Raw genomic sequence first — 18199 nt, 5'->3', positions numbered from 1 at the left:
TGACTAAGCGCCTTCAGGCTTCATTAAGATTTTGCCAAAGAATTTACCCTGTAACATTTTTGTGTGAGCCTCTGCGGCTTGCTCAAATGTGTAAACAGAGTCAACAATAGACTTTAGTTTTCCTTGACCCATCCAATACAATCCTTGATCAAGTTCAGCTTTTGTTCCTTGTGTTGAACCTAGGACGTTAATTCCTTTGAAGAATATGTGTCTAAGATCTATTTGTGCATCATAACCTGTTGTTGCACCACAAGAGACAAGAGTTGCACCATACTTGAGTAAGGTTAGTTGTTTGTTGAAGTGAGTTTGACCAATATGATCAAATGCAATATCAATTCCGGGTGCTTCACCTTTAGTTTTTGCTAGTTCTTTTGATATCTTAAAGACTTCTTTTTGCCAGTCGTCTTTTCTATGATCTACTGCATGATCTGCACCAAGTTCTAGACATTTATCTAATTTGTCTGGACTAGCAGTTGCAATTACATCACAGTTGTATAATTTTGCAATTTGGATTGCAAAGCTTCCAACACCAGAACCACCACCCATTACAAGTACTGTTTGTCCTGGAGTAATGTTTGCTCTACCAACTAACATGTGCCATGAAGTTAAAAGGGTCATTGAAGCTGCTGCTGCATCTTCATATGAAACACTGTCAGGGATTTTTGAAACATTAACTTCTGGTAAATGAATTTGTTCAGAGTATGCACCCCAAAGAGGTCCAGTCTGGAAACCCCAAACTTGTCTTTTGGTACAATCAAATTCTCTTCCATCAGTACATGCTTTACAAACTCTGCATGCTAAATTAGAATGAGAGACAACTCTATCACCTACTTTGAAATTTTGTACATCTTCGCCTACGGCGATAACATCTCCAGCTACATCAGAACCAGAAACATGTGGAAGAGGAACTGCAACTGGCACTCCTCTCATTCCCCAAATATCATTATAATTTAGGGCAGATGCTTTATTTGTAAAAATAACCTCATCTGGTTTTGGTTTTGGTTCGTCTATATCCTGGACTTTAAGGATCTTAGCGTAATTATCATCTGGTGCATATTCATTGTATACAACGGCTTTCATGAAATAACCCGCTACTTGCCCATAATTATATTTTATCTGAGATCAGACGCGATTGAACTTAAAATCTCGTTTTGGTTGTTGGGTAGAAAGCAAAATTTGCTTTAATTGATCGTCAGAAATTTGACCAGGTATCTTTCCCTGCGTTGCCATTCCTATCAAATATTGTTCCACAAGATCGGCCAACTCTGGCTTTACCATTTTAATATTGTTTAATCTCATTCTTGCTTCAGGTACAAGAATCTGTTTAAGAATTTGTTCTTTTTGTGCAGCTAGTTCATGATTTGTATTGTCTTGAGGTTGATCGTTTGATTCAGGGAAGCTCATTTTGAATCTAAGTGTATACTTTCAATTGAGGATTCTCAACAATCATCTCTTTTAGAATTTCTGTTGACAGTCTATCAAGTTTTTGCATTCCTTGTTTAGAAATTACACGACCTTTCTTCTCAACTTTTTCAAGATAGCCTAATTTTTCTAATCCATGTATGGCATTCCTAATAATTGCGCCACCAGCGTCTTTGTGATGAGCTGCTCCATAGCCAGATGGTTTACCACCACCATAATCTTTTCTTAATTCATTAATTCCGATTGGTCCATGAAGGTAAATCTTTCTCATAATTGAAGCACATCTAGTATGCCACCAATCACGGTTTTGTGGGGGCTTGTCTGCATGAGCTCCAGTTTTTACAAATGGAATCCAAGAAGGTGCTGGAATATCCTCATTTTTTAGAACATCAGCTAATTTTCCTATCAATACATCTGCTGGTACGTCGTACACCTTTGCCATGAAGACAAAAAATCGAGAATCGTCTTATAAATCATTGAGATATTGTGTCTNATTGAGATATTGTGTCTGGTTTCTAAACAAACTTCAGCGTAAATTTCTCAGATCGCTAATTTTGTCAAATAATGAAAATTGGAGTTTTTTGCATTCATGAATTCATGTGTGGTTTAGAGTAATTTTAAAAAATTACATACTAGATGAGATGTAATTTTTTAGAACTTTTGTTAGTATGAGAAACTGCGTTCTGAATAGACGAAGGACAATTAGTACAGTACTTACAACTGTAATTATTTTGGTTGCATCTGTCGTACTAGGTGCTGGCTCGGGTTTGTATGGAACTAGTCTGTTTCAGACTTCAACACAACAAGACAGCATAGTAGTCTTAGGAATGAATTTGTGGGTAAATGCTACTGATTCAGTAGGTGATGCATGAGGAACAGCTGGAGTCAGAAACAATGGTAAAAAAGTTGTTTCAATAGAGACCATTCAAGTTAGAGGTGTTACAGTACCGTTATCAAATTGGTATTTTGATAAGGATCAAACTAGAGTATCTGTAATTAACTTCCAGAGTTTGTATGAACATACTGGAACAAGTGGAGCAGGTACATTAATGAAAGATACTCTGGATACTACAGGTGATTCTGTAACAATATCATGTATAACTCCATATAACACAACATTAGAGATTGATTTTGGTGATGTAGGAACAAAAGAAACATTATGTCTTATGCAAGCTTCAGCACCAGTTGCACTCAACCCAGGTGATAGAATTATTGTATACCCAGATACCACAAGGTAAAATCACTTCAATTGATGCAGATGCTTCAGCAAGTTTGAATGTATTTGCAGGCAAAACAGGTGCACCTCTAAATATAATTATACAAAATCCATAGTAAGACGGCATTATCTGAAAACTTTATCTCAAATAGTTAAGACAAGATACAATTCAAAGAGATTAAAGGACTAGTTAGATATTATTTTGCGATAAGTATGTCCACACAAGTAGCAAGATATTCTAACTGCCTTGACAGATGATCTGCCCAAACGGATTCTAGAATTTACTCCAGGAGCAATAAACGATTTACATTTTTTGCAAAAAACCATTCTAAGTTCATAAGGCATTCGAATTTTATGTCTAGTACTAATCCTACGAGCAAGTAGTGCTTGGTGTTGAGATAATTTGGGATCTGTTTTTGCATTACTGATTGCATTTTTAATTAGAATGTGCATTCTCTCCATTGCAAGTTTTCTTACTGCAGGTTTCACAATAATTTCCAAAGTTACACCTAAAAATTACTTCTTATTAGAATCAAAGAAATGCAGTCAGCGGGATTCGAACCCGCGTCACAGGGTTGGAAACCCCGAATACTAACCAGGCTATACTATGACTGCAACAGAGTGCAAATTTTTGTGCCTACATAAAAATGGTTTTTTCATACTCATAGAGCATTCTGGCAACTACAGTATGACCTTCAAAGGATTCATCACCAACAGAATACATTGTAGTGAATTTTTTTTCAATCATATCTGAAAAGTGTCCCTTTTGAAATCCTCCAAATACTAGACAAGAATCATTTGAAATCTCTGTGGCAATTTTTTCATATGAATTCAGGTTACCTTTAGTTGAAAATCCAAGTACTTTGGATGGATTAATTTCATCAACTAGTTCTGAAAATGTCTTGTCTTTGATTTCAAGAAGAACTTCGTTATTTGCAGTTATCTGTTTTTCTTTGTATAATTTTTCAATCAATCCTGCAAATCTATGATAAGACTTTGCCACATGTACATTTGGACCAAAGGAAATTACCTTATCATCAACTGTATGAACATAAAATTTGAGTTTGTTTTTGGTATAAAGTGGAATGGTTGTAGCTTCAAGTATTGAAAAATGTACAAGATCTGGGCGTCCTCTTTTTAACTCATTATCAATTCCTTTCATAGCTGCAAAGTGCCATGAATTATCTAATAGAATTTCAGATGAGAGTTTTCCTAATTTTTGTGCATGTGAAATTACTGATGGATGGTGTTTTAATTCAGAGGGGATAAGCTCTAATGCCGATTCAGCTAAAATTAAAGAAATCATTTTAGTTTATCATTTGAATTTGATTTTTAAATTCACTCCAACTTGGTTTAGGATTACCATTCTCATCAAACAAGCCAGCACTACAAACATAATGATTTAATCTCTCAATTACATGTTCACTGCTTCCAAAACCAGAACCCTCAACCTCAAGTTTACTTTCTCCAATATCTTGTACTTCAAATGTGCAGGTTCCTTCAGGCTTGTCATTTTGCCTGTACCAGGTGAAAAACTCTAATTCTGATTCATTTTCTGTATAAAATTCAAAAGATTTTTCTAAAAATTCAAGCTGAGAGTCTTGATTTCCACCAACAAAGTCAGACGTGCTCCAACTGATCTCAAAAATTCCAGCTTTCTTATCTCCTGCCAAATCAAAAATTTCTGTTAGTTCTTCTTTTGCTTGTTGGGGAGTCTTTACCATTTCATATAAAGTATCAACAGGAAAATAAGAAAATGCCACAAAATCACCTATAGCCAAATCAGTTACGATATATTTCAAATTTTTATTTAAAACCTGATGCAAGGCAAATGAATTTCCAATTTTTACATCAGGATGTTTTTCTTTAATTTCATCATATACTCCTGTGAATAATTCTTTGTAAGCAGGGATGTTTTGCTCATGATATCGAAATTGGGATTCTGTTTGTCCTGCAAGAATTACAGTATCAATAATGTTGTATCGTGATAAAATTGCATCAAGTACACTTACCACTCTATCTTCTCCAAGAGATTGGATTGGGGGTTTTCCAATCCAGTTTGGGAAAGGACCTAAAGTCTCCCCATTAATTATTGAAAAGTAAAGTGTAACTTTAAGATTATTTTTTTTGTTAAAGCTCATTAGTGCATCTGAGTACTGCCAATTGAATTCTCCACGTTCTGGTTCAATCAGATTCCAAAAAAGATAGACATTACTTCTTCCAATTCCAGATTCAGATGCAGTAGAATAAATCTCATCTAACTCTTGTAATGTTGTAGCCTGATTAGGGGAATTAATTACTAATCCAATTTTTTCATTAGTCTTTTGAGGAGTGACTTCAGAACTAGGAATACTCAAGACTCCAGCTGATATTGCTATAATTACAGCTATGCCTATACCTACGCCTAGAATCTTCTTATTCATACTAACCCAAAAAGAAAAGAAAGTAAAAAAGTTGTGATTCTGTTATCTATCCAGAAGTACAACCACTAAATCCACATTCAATACAGATACTACAACCTTCCACAAATACAAGGTTGTTCTTACATGTTGGACATAGACGATCTTCTGAAACTTCCTCTTGTTGGATTGGTTCAGCTTTTATTTCTTCATCATGTACTTTTAATGCAAGTGCTGCATTAACTTGTGATTTGATGTATGGATTTGTGATGTTTTTTGTAACATATTCTGTTACATGCTCACTTGGAGTAACATCAAATATTTTTTCTGCATTATCACTTGTCATGTGAAGAACTTGTTTATGTCTAGAGCCATCACGGTAAACTGTAATGCCCTTGAGTCCAATTTCGTGTGCCAATAGATATGCAGACTTTACATCTTCAGCGGTAACATCATATGGCATGTTGATTGTTTTTGCAATTGCGTTTCCAATCCAGTCTTGCCATACACCTTGGGCCATCAAGTGATCAGCCCAGTGAATATCCATTGCAGTTACAAAGACATCTTGCATCCATTGAGGAATCTCTTCAATTCCTTTTAGTGAACCATAGTTGTCTGCAATCTTTGCAAGAATTTCGTCTGTGTACAGATTATTTTCTTTTAGGACTTGTTCAACAATTTTGTTTGTGTAGAAAAATCTTCCTACAGTAACTCGTTTTTCAAATACCAATGCAAATGCAGGTTCCATTCCATTTGAACAGTCTGCAATCATTGACAGAGTACCTGTTGGGGCTACTGTTGTTGTCAAGACGTTTCTAATTCCGTATTGCTTTATCTTCTCAATTAGGGCACCCCATTCATAGGAGTGAGATTCTTTTGGTTTTTCATAGTATCCTGCAACAGGAATCTTTCCTTCAGGATATTCAGTCTTGGAGCATAGTGGGAATTCACCGCGAGATTTTGCAAGTGCAACACTTTCTTCCATGGAATAATATGTCAAAGCTTCAGATAGTTTGGATTGTAGTTCATATCCCTCTTTAGAGTTGTATGGAATTCTTAGTTTGTACAAGAGATCAGCTACTCCCATTACACCTAAACCAATTCTTCGAGATTCTTTTGATGCTACATTAATCTCTGGAACTGGATAGTGATTAACATCTATGATGTTATCAAGGAATCTAGTAGTTTTTCTGATTGTTTCCTCATATCTTTGCCAATCAAATTCATAGGTTCCATCTGCTTGTCTCTTTACAAGATTTACCAAATTGATTGAACCTAGATTGCATGATTCGTATGGGTAAAGACTTTGTTCACCACATGGATTTGTTGCACGTAATGGTGCTTGTCTTGCTTTTGCAAATACATTGTATTTGTTAATTTGATCAAAGAAGATCAACCCAGGTTCTGCACTCTTCCATGCAGATAGTGCAATCAAATCAATTAATTGATGTGCATTGATTTCTTTAACTGGTTTTTTATCACGTGGACTACGTAAGACATAGTTTCCGTCACTTGTGTTTACAAGTGCATGCCAAAAGTCTTCCCAAATACCTACACTGACGTTAAAGTTTTCTAAAACCCCAGGTTCTGTTTTGTTTGTGATAAATTTTTCAACATCTGGATGCCATGCTTCAATAATTCCCATATTAGCACCACGTCTCTTTCCACCTTGTTTTACAACTTCAGTTACAGTGTTAATGATGTTCATAAAAGACACTGGACCTGATGCAACGCCTGATGTTGAGGCTACAATATCACCTTCTTCACGAAGATCAGAGTAGTTGATTCCAACTCCGCCACCTGATTTGAAGATTAATGCAGCATCAGAAGTTGATTTCATGATTTCTTCCATACCATCATTCATTCCAAGGACAAAGCATGCAGAAAGCTGGCCTAGTCTTCCACCTGCATTCATCATTGTTGGTGAATTTGGCAAAAAGTCTTGTGCAACCATCAGATCAAAGTATTCTGTAATTTTGTCTGCATAACTATCTAGTTTTTTTGCTGCAAGTAGTGTCAAAAGTTCTTTGAAGCTTACCTTCATCTGACCTTTGCTTGCAAGAGTTACATAGTGATTGATCAGGGATCTGAAATGCCATTTGTTGAAAAAGTAATCTCCAACTTTGAATTTATAATCAAAGGCATCCAATTTTTCAAGATAAGATTTTGCTTCCTCTACATCCTGAGTAGTGTTTCCAGATTTGTCAAAGACTTGTGCATCATATAGCATATCACCAATTCCAACTAGAATTGCAACTCGCTCAAACATTTGAGTTGGAGATTCAATAATCTCATTTTTTCCATTTCTAAAGAGATATCTTGATGCCAAGACTCTTAGACAATTCAAGTCAAACTTTTTGGAAACTGGATCCAAGGCCTTTATATTCAAGACCTTCATTTTTTCGTCTCTTAGTTTTCTTCTCTCATGTCTGTAAACAATGTAGGCTTTTGCAATATCGCTATTACCACTATCAATTAAAGTAGATTCTACAATATCTTGAATATCCTCAACTGTTGGAGTTCTAGAGCTAGTAAATCCTTGTTCTACTAATTTGTTAACAACATTATCTGCTAACTGATCGGCTAGACCACGGTCGGCTTTAGAGGTGGCAGCCAATGCCCTGAATATGGCATTTGAAATTTTATCTTTATTGAAAGCCGTTACTGCACCACTGCGCTTACGGATCTCATTGATCGTATTTTCTATTTGTGAATTATCCATTATAATCTCCCCGCAAGGGTTATGATCAATATGGGTATAAATGATTCTGCAATTTTTTCTTCAAGTTCAGTTCAAAAATATTGACACCACTACTATGAACTTCATACTGGCATAATTACTACAATTAGTTAACGAAAATCGCTGTCTGAAACAGATCAAAAAGTTTTCAAAAATGATCGTAACTAGTTTTTCATTTATGAATTTCAGACAACATATGGAGACTTGCACTTTGGACACTTGTCTTCAAATGGCTCATCCTTAAATCCACACTCACCACATATTGCAATATCTTGAACAGGCTTGAAAGAAGTTGTAAGGTCTGCTGTCTTTTCAATTGCTTTTTTGATTTCTGCAGGCTTTGCGTTTTTATCAATGTTCAGCGTAACAAACAGACCTCCGTTGAGTAACTTTGAGAGTTTGTTGCATTCAGAGATTGACTCACTCTTATTGGTATAATCAGATATTACAGATGCGTCAATTTTGATTCCTTCAGAGTAGGAATCCCCTTCCATGGAGTTTAGAGATGAATTTTTACCATATTTCTCACCATCTAGGGTTGCAAAGCGGGTGGAACTCTCAGTTTCAGTCATGCAAATAGCCACAGGATCGCCTAATTCCTTACCTTTTTTGGCACCTACATCAACTGCAGTCTCAATTACCTTATGAAGGATTTCACGCCCTTCCTTATTATCCTGGAATCCAAGGATGTTAAAGACTGCCTCTTTGAGGCCCACTAAATTAACAACTAGTGAAACAGTACTTCGCTGCATGTATTGAGTATTCTTGGCTAAGATTGGATTCAATCCACGTCTAGTCAAATCAGAGATGTCTTTCTTTCTTAGAGCCATAGATGATAAAGCTGGCTTCATCAACAATGCTAATCTTGCTCTAAAGTAAGTTTCATCTTTGTTTGATTCAAATGCTAACCTTGGTAGATTAATTGATACTGATTGGAGCATAATTGATAGTGGACCAGAATTTTTAGTTGATCCATTTGTAACTCCAGAACTTGATGTTTGTCCTTTAGCAAACATTACTTTGCCACCAATAGAAATTATTTCTGCAACATCTGCAGATACATCAGTGATCTTTCCTTTGTCATTGTCAATTATTAGACCAATTTTTGGAATTGGTGTAATCTTTGTATAGTTTTTGTATGCAGAAATTATTGAATTAATTATTTTTGTATCAGAACCTAACTGTAGTCTAATTGAAACATTGGTACTTGATTTGTTGTATTTAGAAGTTGTAGATGCAGTTGCAAATGCTGCAGTTAATTTTTGTTCTAGCTCTGAAAGTGACTTGGAATGTTTTGAGAACAATTGAACAAATCCATCAAGTACAATTTCTTGTGAAGCTTCTTTTGAAAGAAGAGAGATTACAACAGACAATGCACTTGTAATTTCATCTAATTGTTTTGATGCAGGAATTCTTGAAACATCAAGATATTTTCCACCAAGATCAATTCCATCTTCAATTAATTCTTTAACATTAACAAATATTGTATCAGGAATCATTGACCAAATTCCAGGATTTGCAATATGTAGATCACCAGAAAGATGAGAGTCAGCTACATCTTTTGGTAAAATGTTTGTAAGAAGATGTTCAGCAAAAACTCTTTGTCCTGTTCTAAACAAAAGACCTTCAGCACCATTATCTACATTGTCTAAATTAGTAATCATCTCTTGAACATCATAAACTGGCAAGCCTAGACGTGCTAGTTTGTTACGATATTCTTCATGGCCATGCTCTAAGAGCACAGAATTTACCATTTCTCTGATAAGCGAGCCTGTAAGATAGGTAGTTTGATACTTGTAAATTCTATTTTCAACTTCTTCAGTAATTTTTTGGGCAAGTTCCAGTGGGAGGCTACCCTCACGAACAAGTGATTGAATAATTTTATGAGAATTAAATTCTTCAATGGACTCATGTGATGTTCTGACATACATCTTTCCACTTTCAATAATTGATCTTTCTTCAATCTGTCTTGCTAAGCTTAAGACCAATTTTCCAAGATTTGTGATTGTGTAACGTCTTTCAGATTTGTTTAATGCAACAAGTGATTGTCTAAGTAATTTTCTCAAGTGATATGCAAATTTGCCACTTTCTTTTTTGGATTTGAAACCAGCTAGTGATTTTAATTCTGAATAAGTTAAAGGTCCTTTTGAGTTTAAGATTCTGAGAATGTCGATTCTGTTAGGGCTTGCCATTACAGAGAAGATCATTCTGACACGTTTTGAGGTAGATTGTAAAATGCCTCCTCGTTTTGATGAATCTGAATCGTCATCTAAGTCTACATCTAGATCATTATCTTCAACATCTAGATCACCCTCAAGATCTAATTCTAATTCCTCATCACTCATTTTCATGTACTTTTCTAAAAAAACGCACTAATTAAGACTTATGACAGTATGACTTTGGATCATTTTTGATCATTTTTCTAAATGTATACAAAGATTTGAGATCTAATTTTTAAAAATTGTAAAAAAAGATCAAATATGATTAGATCATTTTTCTTGAACATCTAATGAAAACTCGGATGTAGAGAGTTTTTGTCCACATGACGGACATTTTCCACTATAAGGATTCATTACATCTTTTAGAGATTTTAACATCTTCATGTTTGTGATCTTTTCACCACATTTTCCACATGTAACTTCTACTGACATGATAACGATCAGTGATGCAAAATAATTAAGAATCGATTTTGATTTTTTTTAATAATTCAAACAAATATTTTTACTGCTTTTCGATGATAATTCCTCTTTCATCAAAACCAGTGATTCTTGCTCTGGTTCCAACGGGCAGATCAGCAGGGTTGGCAATTCCTGCCATAAATCCTGAAATCCTCAAATCTGAATTGTCTAATTTAAGCACAACAAAGGCATATGGGGTATATTTCTCAAAGCCTGCAGGAGCCACGGTAATTATGGTATAAGTTGCAACCTGGCCTGTACCCTCCAAGAGCACATCCTCAAAGCCCTTACTTCCACATTTTAGACAAAAATATGCAGTAGATAGATGAAGGAATCCACAATCAGTACATTTGTGAGTTAAAAGTTTGCCATTTTTTGCATTTTCAATTACTTGTTCTTCAACTGACATTTTACACACTCTGGAATACATGAACAGCACAACTTGCACCAGTTGCACCAAAGTTATGAGTTAATCCAATCTTTGCATCTTTAACGGTTCTTGCACCAGCTCTTCCAGTTAATTGATCATATACTTCAACTACTTGTCCAACACCAGTAGCACCAATTGGATGTCCTTTTGATTTAAGACCACCTGATGGATTAATAGAAATATCAGAATTTAGTGATGTTCTACCTTCACGAACTGCTTGAACACCTTGTCCTTTTTCAAAGAAACCCAAGTCTTCAGTATCAACAACTTCTGCAATTGTAAAGCAATCATGTACTTCTGCAAAGTCTACATCTTTTGCAGTAATGCCTGCCATCTTGTATGCATCAGCTGCTGCAAGTTTTGTACTAGGAATTGTTGTCATGTGTTCACGTCCTTGTAATGCAGCTGGTGAACCACCACGGCCTGAACCAATTACTTCAATATAATCACCGCCGTGTTCTTTTGCAAACTTTTCAGAACATAAAATTACAGAACTTGCGCCATCAGAGAATGGACAGCAATCATAAAGTTTTAGGGGACTTGCAACTACTGCAGAGTTCATTACATCTTCAATGGTAATTTTTTTCTGCATGTGAGCTTTTGGATTTAACACACCATTATCATGATTCTTTACTGCAACTCTTGCAAAGTCTTCTTCAGTTGTATTGAACTCTGTCATGTAAGCTCTTGCCATTGATGCAAACAATCCTGGAAATGATGCACCAGCTTGGCCTTCATAGAAAAAGTCTGAACAATATGCAAAGTAAGTTGTAGTCCATTCAGTTCCTGTATGTGTTACTTTTTCAACACCAGTAACTAAAAGACAATCATAGAATCCTGCTGCAACATTTGCATAGGCTTCTCTAAATGATACAGAGCCACTGCCACAGGCAGACTCTATTGTTAATGATGGCTTATCTGGTATTCCTAATCTACTCATCAAGACAGGGCCAATGTGTACCTGCTTGTCTGCAACGCCAAATACATTTGAGATATAGGATGCTTTGATATCTTTAGGTGAAATTCCTGCACTCTCTATGGCTGAAACTGATGCCTGAGTAGTGATATCTGCAATACTATCGGCTAATTTTCCATATTTAGTGCTGCCTGCGCCAAGAACACAAACCTTTTCCACAAATGTCACTGACCCAAGTCCCTATAAAAATCGTTTTAGTAAATTAATCATAAAACATGCCACCAAAGAAACTTCAGACAATTCAGATCAAAAAGACTGTCATTAGACATTCAGTCAAAACTACAAAGTCAAAAACTAGCATCTTCAAAAAAGAAATAATTCAATATCTAGATAGTAACGGGTATCTTTCTTGGTCCTCAAAAGACAAGAAATACATGATTCTTGGAACAAATTCTCCAAAAAACGGACTAGTTCCATGTCCTCAATGCAAACTTGGGGAATTAATGGTAATTCGTTCTAGAACAACAAGAAAGCGTTTCATGGGTTGTTCTAACTTTTATGGAGGATGTAAAGCATCATCACCCTTACTACAAAAGGCAAAGCTTAGAGCAATAAAGAGTCCTTGTGATGTATGCAAATGGCCAATGATAATTTTTCGTTACTCTAGAAAACAAAAGTGGACAAAACAATGTTCAAATTTTAATTGTAAAAGTAGAGTCAGGCCTTCAAAGTAGGATAAACATCTGTTCTTCTGTTTTTTAATAACGGTAGTACTTTGCGTGTTTGTTTTACCTTTTTGAGATCTATATTGACATAACCTATTCCTTGTTTCTTTTTCATGTCAAGCAAAACTTTTCCATATGGATCTACAACCAGACTTCTTCCACAATAGATATTGCCAACTTGATCAGGTGCAATAACATAGCATCCATTTTCAATTGCACGTGTTTTGTTAATTGTAATCCAATGTTCTTCTTTCATATTACCTTTGACCCAAGCTGATGGGGCAATCAATATCTCAGAGCCAGCTGCTGCAAGTGAACGTGACATTTCTGGAAAACGTAAGTCATAGCATATCATCATTCCAACTTTTCCCAACGTAGTCTTTACAGGCTTTGCAATCTTTGAGCCTGATGCCATCTTGTCTGATTCTCTAAAACCTAATGCATCATAGAGGTGAATCTTTCGATAAATAGAGATCACCTTGCAAGATTTATCAATTACAAACGAAGTGTCGTAGACTTTGTCTTTTTTTCTGCTCTTTTCATAAAACGAACCAACAACTTGGATTTGGTTTTCTTTTGCAGCCTTTGCAATAGTTTTTACAAAGTTTCCATTAATGGTTTCAGCTAAACTAGCAAGTTGCTTTGGTGTTTGAGTAGAATTTGTGTAAGACATCATAAATTCTGGAAACGCACAAAGAGTTGCATTTTTTGAAGCTGCCTTTTTGATGTAGGAGATAATTTTTTTTAGATTGGTTTCTTTGTTAGTTGATGCTTTGAATTGTACAACTGCAACTTTCATTGAGAATCATTAGTAATATGATAATAAAAGGATAAACGGTTGGTACAATCGCAAAATGTACCATTTTGTTATTATCCAAAGTTGTTTTAATAGAAATTAAACCGACCATAGTGTGTATGTCAACCTGTGACTGGCAGGATTTTTCCAGTCAAATTTTTATTAAAAAAATAATTAAAGTTGGTTTCCTGCCAAAAACCAATTTTCTTTTGGGTTGTCTTCAAAAACAACAATAACATGATTCTCTTTTGTTTTTAGAATCTCTACAGCTGATTTTGTGATTGCTTTTGCGTACTCATCTTTTTGTTCCTGTGATCGTCCAGGATACATTGATACTGTAATCAACGGCATGAAAACTCAAACTAGATTCTGGAATTTATGCTTTCAATAATCTGGTCTGTATCCGTATCTTGTACCATAAGTATACTCAGAGCTGTGTGTTTTTTTGTAGAGATATCCAGTTGCAAATCCAATTACAAATCCTCCAATGTGTGCCATATATGCAACACCACCACCTGCAACACCAAAACCACCTATGAAAAATGGTAAGAGATTCTGAAAGACTAACCAAAATGGCAAGAACCATTTTGCTTGAATGTGCATCATTCTCCAGAAAAATCCCAACATAAGAAAAGTAGTAATTCTAACTCTAGGGAACATTGCCAAGTATGCACCAAGTATACCAGATATGGCTCCTGATGCACCAACTGCAGGAATAGAACTTGTAGGATCAATTACAATGTGAGCTAGACCTGCACCAACTCCCCATGCGAGATAGATTAAGAGGAATTTTGCTTTGCCAAACTTTAGTTCAATGTTATCACCAAATATCCACAAGAATAACATGTTACCACCCAAGTGCATCAGACCACCATGCATGAACATTGAACTAAATAATGAAAAGTATGGAGTATCAGGACATGAAATTCCTGGTTGAATCATTGATGAAAAACCAGTAACACAGCTAGGAACTGCACCCCATTCAAAGAACATCAAAGCAGCCCTAGAGTTAGAAAACTCCCAGAATTGACCAGTAAAAGCTATTTCGTATATGAAGACTGCAACATTAAGAATAATTAATCCAATTGTAATTTTTGGTTTAAATCCTGGAGGATGGGGGTTTTCATCTCTTAATGGTAGCATTAGTTGTTTAGCTTGAATGAAATTTGTATAATAAGATTTTTCAATTTAAAATTTGTAAAATTCCTTCTTTAATTAGGAATTGAATTCCTTGGATGAAAGCATCATCATTAATTGCACCTTCTGCCCACCAACCAGCATTGTTCTTTATCCATGCTGGAATTTCGTTAGAACCTGTACCTTGTCCCTGTGATGTTGGGGGAATCTTTAGAATATCTTCTTTAACCAGATATTGAATTCCTTGGATGAAAGCATCATCATTAATTGCACCTTCTGCCCACCAACCAGCATTGTTCTTTATCCATGCTGGAACAGCTGATTGAGGTGTACCAACTGTTATTGAGCCAGTCATCCAAGGATGTAATGTACAAAAATAATCAAAAACTCCTTGTTTTTCAAATTTGAATGAAAATTTCTCTCCTGCTGCAACAATTCCACTATCAAAACTACCAGAAGAGCCATCGTCTGGACTTCCAGAAGTAACTGTATGTGCAAAACTATCTTTATTATCCCACAATACAACTTGACTAGGCTCAATATTCAGATTAGAAGGAATGTAACATAAGTCATCATTTTCACATCCAGGTAACGATGAGTCTATTGCAATATCTACAAAATAATCACCTTCCATCTCTACTTTTGGTTCAGATACTTTGAATGAAAATTCTCCTGAAGTATCAAAACCGTTAACATTTGAAATCCTTACAAGTACAGATCCAACATCATCAAAGTTTACTTTAACAGAATCTGTTCCATCAAAAGCTTCTAATCCTTTTTTTGATTCTATAATTTTACCATTAAGAAAAACATCTAGGTCATAGATATTTTGTTGAATTAGAACATTAGAAATTGGATCATGAAATTCTATGTGTAATGTAATATCATTACCTGGATTAATTTTTCCTTTAGGAGATAATGACAAATGAAATTTCCAATCTTCTTCAGACGATAATTGAATAATTTTATCACCATCTTCTAATGATGCATCACTCTTTTGTACATCTCGTAGTTTTCCTGATTGAATACCAAAGATCATTTTGTCATTTAATTCAGGAGGATTCTCATCAATCATTTTTAGTAGTTTTTTTGAGGAAATCAAAAAGTGGACTACAATTTCATCATTACCAGAACGATCTATTGTACCAAAATATGAAATATCATTTACAGTTAATAAAATTTCATGGTTTTCAAATATTTTCACTGTTTTTGGAATATAATATTCAGCATGAACAAATGGTATTGATTCAATAAAATTTTCATCCCAATTAAATGGCATTTCTGCAGTAAGTTTTTTGTCTCTTTGATCATAATGAAAGTTTTCTATTTTATCAAAATATGTTGCAAACATCAAATCATGAGTTGTATCATCAATATCAATTGTAAATGGAATAAATTCTCCCATAGTAAACAAAATTTGAAATGTTGTATCAGTTCCAGATACAGGTTCATTATTAATTGATAATAGTGTCATTTGAACATCGACCAAACCTCCTTCCAAAAACAAGGGAGCCTCAATTGTAAGAGGAGAATCATTTGAGGCTATCCAGGCACCATTTTGTGCAGGTTCACCTAAAAAATTCAGGTTTTGACTAGGTACAATTAACGTCTGAATTTTTTCATCAGGAGAATACACATTAAACTCTACAATCAGGTTTCCTTGTCCATCAAAGATCTCAATTCTATATTCAGCACCTAGAACTATTTGTCCAGTATCATCATTAATTGTTGTAATATCAAAAATAACATGTTCTTCATTGCCTTCTAAAATTGAAGGACTTGTTTCTAATTGGACTTTGAAATAGTTTTGATTGATAAAAAGAACATCACTTTCTTCACTACCAGAACCACCACCATATGCGATTTGTACATAACCAAGAATTAAAACAAAAGAAAATAATCCAAGAAAAAATTTATGATTCATGTAAATCATAACTTTGTAAATTATTTTAAGTTAACAAAAATTCTCAGACTTTGATTAGTCCAGAAGCCATCAAGAATTTAATTCCGTTTGCAAATTCTACATCAGTAAGATGACCCTCTGACCACCATGCTGCATTGTTTCTTACCCACATAGGAATTGATGTGATATTTGCTTCTTCGTCAACTGATTCTTCAATAGTTGTAACTGTAATTATATTTTCTTGAACTAGATATTCAATTCCTTTAGCAAAGTCGGGATCATTTATTTGTCCATCAGACCACCAGATTGCATTTTTCTTTATCCAATTAGGAATTTCAATGTCAGTTGATACAGGAGTGATTGTTGGTCTTGGCGTTTCAACAAACAATTCAGCACCATCTGAAACCATATGAACACCTGTATCAAGAACCAATGCTTTTCCAACTATCTCTAAACTATCTGCTTGAGTATATGGTCTAGGTAGAGTAATGTCATCATATTCTATATAAATTGTATCTCCATTTGAAACTCTTAATCTATTTTGTTCTTGAGAAGAATCACCAGTAGTCATATAGAATTCTCCAGGAAGATAATTAATGTAGTGAGGATGTTCGTATCCTACGAAGTAATTTGGAGTGCTTCCTTCCTCATAAGCACCATGCCTAGGTACAACTTCTTCTAAAATTGCTTCAGGGGCTACTTGGAATGAAAAGTTTACTTCTTGATCTGGTTGATCAAAAATATTAGAGATTACAATTTTTGCTGAACCTCTTTCATCAAAATGAATGGGTTCGACTCCCTGTCCATCTACCCAATATTGATTGTTTCTTGATTCTATTAATTCACCGTTAACGTAAATATCCATATCATAGGATAAACCCATCTCATGAATGTCGGTCAACCCATCATGTATCATTAGGTTTAGATCATAATCTTGATCAACACCAATGACACCGCCTGGTTCAGTCCAAAAGTAAGTCTTCCACTGCCCATCAGGAGTGTATTTTGTTAAAGAACTTGCAGCAGGTTCAGTTAAGTGTCGATCATTAAATCCACTTTCAACTTTTGCATGTTCCATATCTTTTACAAATTGGACACCAACAAATATTCCTGATTTATCTGAATCAGAGTAGACTTTGACATAATTTGTAAAAAATTCTCTGTGATGTTTCCACAAATCATTATCTCTTATGAAAAACGTTACTTTTTCATTTACATCGTAAGCATCTTTATGAAATTCTGCTTGACCAATTTGCCATTCATAATATGCAGATTTTTGTATTACTTCGTCCTCGTTAAACTCCCAAGATACTGTTAATCTTCCATCTTGTGGACTTGTGCCAATCATTACTGCTCTATCATGTGCTGAGAGATTTGCCATATCCATATCCATACTCATTCCAGGTGTTTTGATGGTTGTAAGATAGGTATTATGAACAGTATAACCCATTTGACCAGTTAATTTTACAACTCCCATAAACACTCCGGTATCAGGACCAGTTTCTGAAAATTCTACATTGTTTACACGTTTAGCATCAGTATAGACATCTATAGGATTAGAGGTAGTACCAATTTCTTCAATTTTGTGTTCATCCTCATTCCATCCAGGAGCATAAACCAAAACATTAACTCTATCAGTCCATCCAATTCCTTCGTATCTTTCATTACAATCTTGTAGTTTGAAAGTTTCATTTGCACAGAATTTCATAATTATTCCTGCAGATTTTTTTACGTTTGTAAAACCAGTTTCAGCGTAAACAGATGACATTGTAATTGTAGATATTAAAATTACCATAAATGCAAAAATTACCATTGTGCTTGTGCTTTTTGCCATATG

At 34.9% G+C, this 18199-nt stretch carries 19 protein-coding genes and 1 tRNA gene; 3 read left to right on the top strand and 17 right to left on the bottom strand.

Going from position 1 to position 18199, the window contains the following annotated elements:
• Positions 1 to 3 precede the first annotated feature (3 nt).
• The 3 genes from C6989_RS02870 to C6989_RS02860 are packed head-to-tail and all read right to left on the bottom strand — an operon-like array spanning position 4 to position 1864.
• Positions 4 to 1080: a zinc-binding dehydrogenase gene (locus C6989_RS02870; protein ID WP_148702625.1), complete on the bottom strand. Its 1077-nt coding sequence runs from the start codon at positions 1078 to 1080 to the stop codon at positions 4 to 6.
• A gap of 42 nt (positions 1081 to 1122) precedes the next feature.
• Positions 1123 to 1404 (bottom strand): DNA-binding protein, encoded by a 282-nt coding sequence (locus C6989_RS02865; RefSeq protein WP_148702624.1) that lies wholly within the window; start codon positions 1402 to 1404, stop codon positions 1123 to 1125.
• Positions 1405 to 1411: 7 nt separating this feature from the next.
• Positions 1412 to 1864 carry a 30S ribosomal protein S19e gene (locus C6989_RS02860; RefSeq protein WP_148702623.1) on the bottom strand — a complete coding sequence of 151 codons (453 nt, stop codon included), beginning with the start codon at positions 1862 to 1864 and terminating at the stop codon, positions 1412 to 1414.
• Between the two features lie 226 nt (positions 1865 to 2090).
• Between C6989_RS02860 and C6989_RS10165 the strand changes: the two genes are divergently transcribed.
• Both C6989_RS10165 and C6989_RS10160 read left to right on the top strand, forming a co-directional pair.
• Positions 2091 to 2294 carry a hypothetical protein gene (locus C6989_RS10165; RefSeq protein ID WP_255464622.1) on the top strand — a complete coding sequence of 68 codons (204 nt, stop codon included), beginning with the start codon at positions 2091 to 2093 and terminating at the stop codon, positions 2292 to 2294.
• Between the two features lie 177 nt (positions 2295 to 2471).
• Entirely contained in the window at positions 2472 to 2660 is a 189-nt protein-coding gene (locus tag C6989_RS10160) for a hypothetical protein (RefSeq protein ID WP_255464621.1), read from the top strand.
• Between the two features lie 164 nt (positions 2661 to 2824).
• On the opposite strand, the gene C6989_RS02850 is transcribed toward C6989_RS10160, so the two are convergent.
• The 9 genes from C6989_RS02850 to C6989_RS02810 form a co-directional block, all read right to left on the bottom strand.
• Positions 2825 to 3091: a ribonuclease P protein component 4 gene (locus C6989_RS02850; RefSeq protein ID WP_342399208.1), complete on the bottom strand. Its 267-nt coding sequence runs from the start codon at positions 3089 to 3091 to the stop codon at positions 2825 to 2827.
• A gap of 88 nt (positions 3092 to 3179) precedes the next feature.
• Positions 3180 to 3253 (bottom strand) — tRNA-Gly (locus C6989_RS02845).
• A gap of 22 nt (positions 3254 to 3275) precedes the next feature.
• The gene (locus C6989_RS02840; RefSeq protein ID WP_148702622.1) at positions 3276 to 3944 is read right to left on the bottom strand and encodes a ribosome biogenesis protein; all 669 of its coding nucleotides are present in this window, start codon (positions 3942 to 3944) and stop codon (positions 3276 to 3278) included.
• Between the two features lies 1 nt (position 3945).
• Positions 3946 to 5061 (bottom strand): hypothetical protein, encoded by a 1116-nt coding sequence (locus C6989_RS02835; protein ID WP_182126296.1) that lies wholly within the window; start codon positions 5059 to 5061, stop codon positions 3946 to 3948.
• A 46-nt stretch (positions 5062 to 5107) separates the two neighbouring features.
• Positions 5108 to 7759, bottom strand: a complete 2652-nt coding sequence (locus tag C6989_RS02830) for an adenosylcobalamin-dependent ribonucleoside-diphosphate reductase (RefSeq protein WP_148702620.1) — start codon at positions 7757 to 7759, stop codon at positions 5108 to 5110.
• A gap of 203 nt (positions 7760 to 7962) precedes the next feature.
• Positions 7963 to 10128, bottom strand: coding sequence for an anaerobic ribonucleoside-triphosphate reductase (nrdD, locus tag C6989_RS02825; RefSeq protein ID WP_148702619.1), 2166 nt, complete (start codon positions 10126 to 10128; stop codon positions 7963 to 7965).
• 138 nt (positions 10129 to 10266) lie between these two features.
• The gene (locus C6989_RS02820) at positions 10267 to 10428 is read right to left on the bottom strand and encodes a hypothetical protein (RefSeq protein ID WP_182126295.1); all 162 of its coding nucleotides are present in this window, start codon (positions 10426 to 10428) and stop codon (positions 10267 to 10269) included.
• Positions 10429 to 10498: 70 nt separating this feature from the next.
• On the bottom strand, positions 10499 to 10864 hold the full coding sequence (locus C6989_RS02815) for a Zn-ribbon domain-containing OB-fold protein (RefSeq protein ID WP_148702618.1): 366 nt from the start codon (positions 10862 to 10864) through the stop codon (positions 10499 to 10501).
• A 1-nt stretch (position 10865) separates the two neighbouring features.
• Entirely contained in the window at positions 10866 to 12029 is a 1164-nt protein-coding gene (locus C6989_RS02810) for a thiolase domain-containing protein (RefSeq protein WP_148702617.1), read from the bottom strand.
• A gap of 47 nt (positions 12030 to 12076) precedes the next feature.
• Between C6989_RS02810 and C6989_RS02805 the strand changes: the two genes are divergently transcribed.
• Positions 12077 to 12535, top strand: a complete 459-nt coding sequence (locus C6989_RS02805) for a DNA topoisomerase (RefSeq protein ID WP_148702616.1) — start codon at positions 12077 to 12079, stop codon at positions 12533 to 12535.
• On the opposite strand, the gene C6989_RS02800 is transcribed toward C6989_RS02805, so the two are convergent.
• The 5 genes from C6989_RS02800 to C6989_RS02780 form a co-directional block, all read right to left on the bottom strand.
• The gene (locus C6989_RS02800; protein ID WP_182126294.1) at positions 12519 to 13325 is read right to left on the bottom strand and encodes a carbon-nitrogen hydrolase family protein; all 807 of its coding nucleotides are present in this window, start codon (positions 13323 to 13325) and stop codon (positions 12519 to 12521) included. The two genes, C6989_RS02805 and C6989_RS02800, sit on opposite strands and share 17 nt — an antisense overlap.
• A 171-nt stretch (positions 13326 to 13496) precedes the next feature.
• Positions 13497 to 13673, bottom strand: a complete 177-nt coding sequence (locus tag C6989_RS02795; protein WP_014964007.1) for a tautomerase family protein — start codon at positions 13671 to 13673, stop codon at positions 13497 to 13499.
• 33 nt (positions 13674 to 13706) lie between these two features.
• Entirely contained in the window at positions 13707 to 14465 is a 759-nt protein-coding gene (locus tag C6989_RS02790; RefSeq protein WP_182126293.1) for a rhomboid family intramembrane serine protease, read from the bottom strand.
• Between the two features lie 40 nt (positions 14466 to 14505).
• Positions 14506 to 16383 (bottom strand): cupredoxin domain-containing protein, encoded by a 1878-nt coding sequence (locus C6989_RS02785; RefSeq protein ID WP_182126292.1) that lies wholly within the window; start codon positions 16381 to 16383, stop codon positions 14506 to 14508.
• A gap of 43 nt (positions 16384 to 16426) precedes the next feature.
• Positions 16427 to 18196, bottom strand: coding sequence for a hypothetical protein (locus tag C6989_RS02780; RefSeq protein ID WP_182126291.1), 1770 nt, complete (start codon positions 18194 to 18196; stop codon positions 16427 to 16429).
• Positions 18197 to 18199 lie beyond the last annotated feature (3 nt).

The organism is Nitrosopumilus sp. b2 (assembly GCF_014078535.1).
Taxonomy (GTDB): domain Archaea; phylum Thermoproteota; class Nitrososphaeria; order Nitrososphaerales; family Nitrosopumilaceae; genus Nitrosopumilus; species Nitrosopumilus piranensis.
This window is presented reverse-complemented; position numbering and strand designations above follow the sequence as displayed.

What these genes read in the sequence shown, in the direction of transcription:
- C6989_RS02870 (WP_148702625.1), bottom strand. Translation starts at nt 1,080, where the DNA reads ATGAAAGCCGTTGTATACAATGAATATGCACCAGATGATAATTACGCT.
- C6989_RS02865 (WP_148702624.1), bottom strand. Translation starts at nt 1,404, where the DNA reads ATGAGCTTCCCTGAATCAAACGATCAACCTCAAGACAATACAAATCAT.
- C6989_RS02860 (WP_148702623.1), bottom strand. Translation starts at nt 1,864, where the DNA reads ATGGCAAAGGTGTACGACGTACCAGCAGATGTATTGATAGGAAAATTA.
- C6989_RS10165 (WP_255464622.1), top strand. Translation starts at nt 2,091, where the DNA reads ATGAGAAACTGCGTTCTGAATAGACGAAGGACAATTAGTACAGTACTT.
- C6989_RS10160 (WP_255464621.1), top strand. Translation starts at nt 2,472, where the DNA reads ATGAAAGATACTCTGGATACTACAGGTGATTCTGTAACAATATCATGT.
- C6989_RS02850 (WP_342399208.1), bottom strand. Translation starts at nt 3,091, where the DNA reads ATGCACATTCTAATTAAAAATGCAATCAGTAATGCAAAAACAGATCCC.
- C6989_RS02840 (WP_148702622.1), bottom strand. Translation starts at nt 3,944, where the DNA reads ATGATTTCTTTAATTTTAGCTGAATCGGCATTAGAGCTTATCCCCTCT.
- C6989_RS02835 (WP_182126296.1), bottom strand. Translation starts at nt 5,061, where the DNA reads ATGAATAAGAAGATTCTAGGCGTAGGTATAGGCATAGCTGTAATTATA.
- C6989_RS02830 (WP_148702620.1), bottom strand. Translation starts at nt 7,759, where the DNA reads ATGGATAATTCACAAATAGAAAATACGATCAATGAGATCCGTAAGCGC.
- nrdD (WP_148702619.1), bottom strand. Translation starts at nt 10,128, where the DNA reads ATGAAAATGAGTGATGAGGAATTAGAATTAGATCTTGAGGGTGATCTA.
- C6989_RS02820 (WP_182126295.1), bottom strand. Translation starts at nt 10,428, where the DNA reads ATGTCAGTAGAAGTTACATGTGGAAAATGTGGTGAAAAGATCACAAAC.
- C6989_RS02815 (WP_148702618.1), bottom strand. Translation starts at nt 10,864, where the DNA reads ATGTCAGTTGAAGAACAAGTAATTGAAAATGCAAAAAATGGCAAACTT.
- C6989_RS02805 (WP_148702616.1), top strand. Translation starts at nt 12,077, where the DNA reads ATGCCACCAAAGAAACTTCAGACAATTCAGATCAAAAAGACTGTCATT.
- C6989_RS02800 (WP_182126294.1), bottom strand. Translation starts at nt 13,325, where the DNA reads ATGAAAGTTGCAGTTGTACAATTCAAAGCATCAACTAACAAAGAAACC.
- C6989_RS02795 (WP_014964007.1), bottom strand. Translation starts at nt 13,673, where the DNA reads ATGCCGTTGATTACAGTATCAATGTATCCTGGACGATCACAGGAACAA.
- C6989_RS02790 (WP_182126293.1), bottom strand. Translation starts at nt 14,465, where the DNA reads ATGCTACCATTAAGAGATGAAAACCCCCATCCTCCAGGATTTAAACCA.
- C6989_RS02785 (WP_182126292.1), bottom strand. Translation starts at nt 16,383, where the DNA reads ATGAATCATAAATTTTTTCTTGGATTATTTTCTTTTGTTTTAATTCTT.
- C6989_RS02780 (WP_182126291.1), bottom strand. Translation starts at nt 18,196, where the DNA reads ATGGCAAAAAGCACAAGCACAATGGTAATTTTTGCATTTATGGTAATT.